Annotated in this window: 4 protein-coding genes and 1 pseudogene; all 5 read left to right on the forward strand. The window is 60.7% G+C overall.

Going from position 1 to position 5,198, the window contains the following annotated elements:
* A pseudogene (gene mdaB / locus AC1DRJ_RS18595) lies at nucleotides 1-165 on the forward strand (NADPH:quinone oxidoreductase MdaB); the annotation flags it as partial.
* 58 nt (nucleotides 166-223) lie between these two features.
* Nucleotides 224-1,135, forward strand: a complete 912-nt coding sequence (locus AC1DRJ_RS18600; RefSeq protein WP_477803451.1) for a LysR substrate-binding domain-containing protein — start codon at nucleotides 224-226, stop codon at nucleotides 1,133-1,135.
* Nucleotides 1,136-1,238: 103 nt separating this feature from the next.
* Nucleotides 1,239-2,132, forward strand: a complete 894-nt coding sequence (locus tag AC1DRJ_RS18605) for an NAD-dependent epimerase/dehydratase family protein (protein ID WP_477803452.1) — start codon at nucleotides 1,239-1,241, stop codon at nucleotides 2,130-2,132.
* 198 nt (nucleotides 2,133-2,330) lie between these two features.
* Entirely contained in the window at nucleotides 2,331-3,776 is a 1,446-nt protein-coding gene (locus AC1DRJ_RS18610; RefSeq protein WP_477803453.1) for a SulP family inorganic anion transporter, read from the forward strand.
* A 46-nt stretch (nucleotides 3,777-3,822) separates the two neighbouring features.
* Nucleotides 3,823-5,198 (forward strand): N-acyl-D-amino-acid deacylase family protein (locus tag AC1DRJ_RS18615; RefSeq protein WP_477803454.1); only part of this gene is annotated, 1,376 nt, incomplete at its 3' end.

Raw genomic sequence — 5,198 nt, forward strand, 5'->3', positions numbered from 1 at the left:
GGCGTGGACGCGGTGTACTTCCCGTTCCACAAGGCCAACGAGTTCCTCGGCATGACCGGGTTGCCGACGTTCCTCTGTGTGGACGTGATGAAGCGCCCGAACATCGAAGCCGATGTGGAGCGTTATGAGCAGCACTTGGCCGAGGTGTTTGGCCTGTCCGCTTGAGGTTCCTTTCGCCCCGCATCCAGCTACTATCAAGCCAGTTTTTGAATGAGGGGCCGCAGTGAAAGCCAGATCCGATGAATTGCAGATTTTTGTCTGCGTGATTGAGTGCGGGTCGATTTCCGCGGCGGCCGAACAGGTCGGGCAAACCCCCTCGGCGGTTAGCCGCACGCTGTCACGACTGGAGGCGAAACTCGATACCACGCTGATCAACCGCACCACACGGCGCATGGACCTGACCGAGGAGGGCAAGTACTTCTTCGAGCACGCCAAGCGGATTCTAGATCAGATGGACGAACTCGAAGAACGCCTCACCTCACGCCAGCAAACGCCGTCCGGGCGCTTGCGGATCAACGCCGCTTCACCGTTCATGCTGCACGCCATCGTGCCCTACATCGACGAATTCCGCAGGCTCTACCCGGACATCCAGCTCGAACTCAACAGCAACGATTTGATCATCGACCTGCTGGAGCAAAGCACCGACATTGCCATCCGTATTGGCACGCTCACCGACTCTACCCTGCATGCACGCTCCTTGGGTTGCAGTCCGCTGCACATCGTCGCCAGCCCGGCCTACCTTGAGCAACACGGCAGACCACAGGTGGTTGCGGATTTAAGCGAGCATGCATTGCTGGGGTTTACCCAGAACGAAGGCCTCAACCAATGGCCGTTGCGCTCTGTGCATGGTGATCGCTGGCCGATCGAGGCATCGATCAGTGCCTCCAGCGGCGAGACCATTCGGCACTTGGTGCTGGAAGGCCAGGGCATTGCCTGCCTGTCGCATTACATGACGATCGACGACATCCGTGCCGGGCGATTGCAAGTGCTGCTGGCGGACTTCAACAGCGGTTATCGACAGCCGATCAACGCGGTGTACTACCGCAACTCGCAACTGGCCCTGCGAATCCAGTGCTTTCTGGACTTCATTCAGGGCAAGTTGGCGGCGTATGCGAATTCAGACTTCAAGGGCTGATTCGTGATCCCCGCGCAAGAGTGAATTGGGTCAGAGGGGATTTTTCATCAGTGATCACTCCTCGATACTCGTTGCATCACTTATTCACGCAGGGAGTTTCTCCATGAACGTATTCGTCACCGGCGCCGCCGGTTTYATCGGCGGCTCCATTGCCACCGGCCTGATCCGGGCGGGCCACAAGGTCACCGGCCTGGTGCGCAGCCAGGAACAAGCCAGTGAACTGAGCGCGTTGGGCATCACCCCGGTGATCGGCACGCTTGACGACAGCGCACTGCTGGGCGAACAGGCTCGCGCTGCCGATGCAGTGATCAACGCCGCCAGCAGCGACCATCGCGGCGCGGTGGAAGCCTTGCTCGACGCCTTGCGCGGTTCCAACAAAGTGTTCCTGCACACCAGCGGTTCGAGCATCGTCGGCGATGCGTCCGGCGGAAAATCCAGCGACGTTATCTATTTCGAAGACAAGCTGCCGGAACCGACTGTCGACAAGGCCGCTCGCGTGGCCATCGATAACCTGATCCTCGCAGCAGCGAACGACGGCGTGAATTCGGCCGTGATCTGCAACACCTTGATCTACGGCCACAGCCTCGGCGTCAATCGCGACAGCGTGCAATTGCCGCGCTTGCTGAAGCAGGCGCTTAAAAGTGGCGTGGTCCGGCATGTCGGCCCGGGGCAGAACATCTGGTCCAACGTGCACATCGAAGACGTGGTGTCTCTGTACCTGCTGGCGCTGAGCAAAAACGTACCGGGCACGTTCTACTTCGTCGAAAGCGCTGAAGCGTCGTTTATCGACATGACCACTGCCATTGCCCAAGCACTGGAGTTGGGCGCGCCGCAGGACTGGTCGTTGAAAGACGCCGAAGCCGAGTGGGGGTATGAAATGGCCAACTATGGGTTGGGGTCCAATAGCCGGGTGCGCGGGAAAAAGGCGCGTGAGTTGCTGGGCTGGGTGCCGAAGCGGGTGTCGGTGATTGAGTGGATTCGGGACGAGATGGTTTGAGTTCGCTTTAGACCGCGTCATCGTTCATCGCGGGCAAGCCACGCTCCCACAGGGGATTTGTGAACGACGCAAATCACCTGTGGGAGCGTGGCTTGCTCGCGAAGGCGCTTTCAGCTGCCCAACAACTGGCCGGGCCATCCGCAATTCCGTAACATCCGCGCACTTTCTTCTCGTCACTCCCTGCGTGCGATCCTCCCCATGAAACCAAAACGTCTACGCGCCGATGTCCTGGCCGGGCTCACGACCTCATTCGCCCTGCTGCCCGAATGCATCGCCTTCGCGCTGGTGGCCCACCTCAATCCACTGATGGGGCTTTACGGGGCGTTCATCATATGTACCCTGACCGCGCTGTTCGGCGGGCGGCCGGGCATGGTGTCCGGCGCTGCCGGTTCGATGGCCGTGGTGATCGTCGCGCTGGTGGTGCAACACGGCGTGCAGTATTTGCTCGCGACCGTGCTGCTCGGCGGGCTGATCATGTTGGCGTTCGGCTTGCTCAGGCTGGGCAAACTGGTGCGCATGGTCCCGCACCCGGTGATGCTCGGCTTCGTCAACGGCCTGGCGATCATCATTGCTTTGGCGCAGTTGGAGCATTTCAAAAGCGGTGGCGCCTGGCTCAGCGGCACACCGCTGTATGTAATGAGTGGGCTGGTGGCCGTCACCATGGCCATCGTTTACCTGCTGCCGCGCCTGACGCGTGCCGTACCGCCGGCATTGGTGGCGATTCTGGGCGTGGGGCTGGCGGTGTATCTGCTGGGCTTGCCGACTCGTACGCTAGGCGACATGGCGCACATTGCCGGTGGCTTGCCGACGTTTGCATTTCCAGAGATTCCCTGGAGCCTGGAAACCCTGTACATCATCGCGCCCTACGCGATTTTGATGGCGCTGGTCGGCCTGCTGGAAACCTTGCTGACGCTGAACCTGACCGACGAAATCACCGAGAGCCGTGGCTTCCCGGATCGCGAGTGCGTGGCGCTGGGTGCAGCGAATATGGTCTCTGGCGTGTTCGGCGGCATGGGCGGTTGCGCGATGATCGGTCAGACGGTGATCAACCTCAGTTCTGGTGGGCGGGGGCGGCTCTCCGGGGTGATGGCTGGGGTGATGATCCTGTTGTTCATTCTGTTTCTTTCGCCGCTAATCGAGCGCATCCCGCTGGCGGCGCTGGTCGGGGTGATGTTTGTGGTGTCTCAGCAAACGTTCGCCTGGGCCTCGCTTCGGGTGCTGAACAAAGTGCCGTTGAACGACGTGTTGGTAATCATTGCCGTGACGGTGATTACTGTGTTCACCGATCTGGCGACTGCGGTGCTGTGCGGGATCATCATCGCGGCGCTCAACTTTGCCTGGCAGCAGGCCCGGCAGCTTTACGCCGACAGTCATCTGGAAACCGACGGCAGCAAACTGTACCGGGTACACGGCACGCTGTTCTTTGCCTCGACGACTCCCTTCCTGAATCAATTCGACCCGGCCAATGATCCTGCTCAGGTCACGCTGGATTGCCGTCATTTGAGCTTCGTCGATTACTCGGCCATTGCCGCGCTGAATGCACTGCGCGAACGCTACGCCAAGGCCGGCAAACATCTGCGGGTGCTGCACTTGTCGGAGCGTTGCAAGAAACTGCTGAAACGCGCGCGCGTGAATCACGACTGAGACGGAACGCGGCAGGTGTACGATTAACTGCCGCTGGGAGACTGACATGATGTACGACACGCTGATTCGCAACGCCCTGATCATCGACGGCAGCAACCGCCCCGGCTACCCCGCTGACGTGGCGATCCTGAACGGCCGCATCGAGCGCATCGGCGACTTGCAAGACACCACCGCCGCCGAAGAAATCGACGCTGCTGGCCGCGTGCTGGCGCYGGGTTTCATCGACGTCCACACCCATGACGACACCGTGGTTATCCGCCAGCCGCAGATGCTGCCAAAACTCAGCCAGGGCGTGACCACGGTGATTGTCGGCAACTGCGGCATCAGTGCTTCGCCGGTGAGTTTGAAGGGCGATCCACCGGACCCGATGAACCTGCTCGGCACTGCTGCGGCGTTTGTCTATCCCAGGTTCAGCGACTACCGCGCGGCGGTCGAAGCGGCGGACACTACGCTGAACGTCGCTGCACTGGTCGGTCATACCGCGTTGCGCAGCAATCACCTCGATGACCTGTTTCGCGTCGCTACACCAGACGAAATCAGCGCGATGCGCGAACAACTGCGGGAAAGTCTTGAGGCCGGCGCTTTGGGATTATCCACAGGCCTGGCCTACGCCAACGCGTTCTCGGCGTCTACCGACGAAGTGATGCAACTGACGGAAGAATTGGCGGCGTTCGGCGCGGTGTACACCACCCATTTGCGCAGTGAATTCGAACCGGTGCTGGAGGCGATGGACGAGGCCTTCCAGATCGGTCGCCATGCGAAATCCCCGGTAATCATTTCCCACCTGAAATGCGCGGGTGCCGGTAACTGGGGACGCAGTCCGCAATTGCTGGCTTCCCTCGAAAACGCGGCGAAAACCCATCCGGTGGGCTGCGACTGTTATCCCTACGCGGCGAGCTCTTCGACGCTGGACCTCAAGCAAGTCACCGATGCTCACCGCATCACCATCACCTGGTCCACGCCGCACCCGGAGATGGGCGGCCGCGACCTGATGGACATCGCCGCCGAGTGGAACCTGTCGTTGCTAGACGCTGCTCGACAACTGCAACCGGCTGGCGCGGTGTACTACGGAATGGACGAGGCAGACGTTCGAAAAATCCTTGCGCATCCGCTGTCCATGGTTGGCTCTGACGGATTGCCGGACGACCCGTTCCCGCATCCGCGCTTGTGGGGTGCATTCCCACGCGTACTCGGCCATTTCAGTCGCGATGTCGGGTTGTTTCCGCTGCACACCGCCATTCACAAGATGACCGGGCTGTCGGCAGCGCGATTTGGCTTGAAGGCGCGCGGCGAAATCCGCGAAGGGCACTGGGCAGATCTGGTGTTGTTCAATCCGGAAACCATTCGCGACGTGGCAGACTTCAATGACCCGCAACGGGCAGCGGAAGGGATTGACGGGGTGTGGGTCAACGGTGTGTTGAG

This window comes from Pseudomonas sp. P5_B2, from assembly GCF_056400445.1.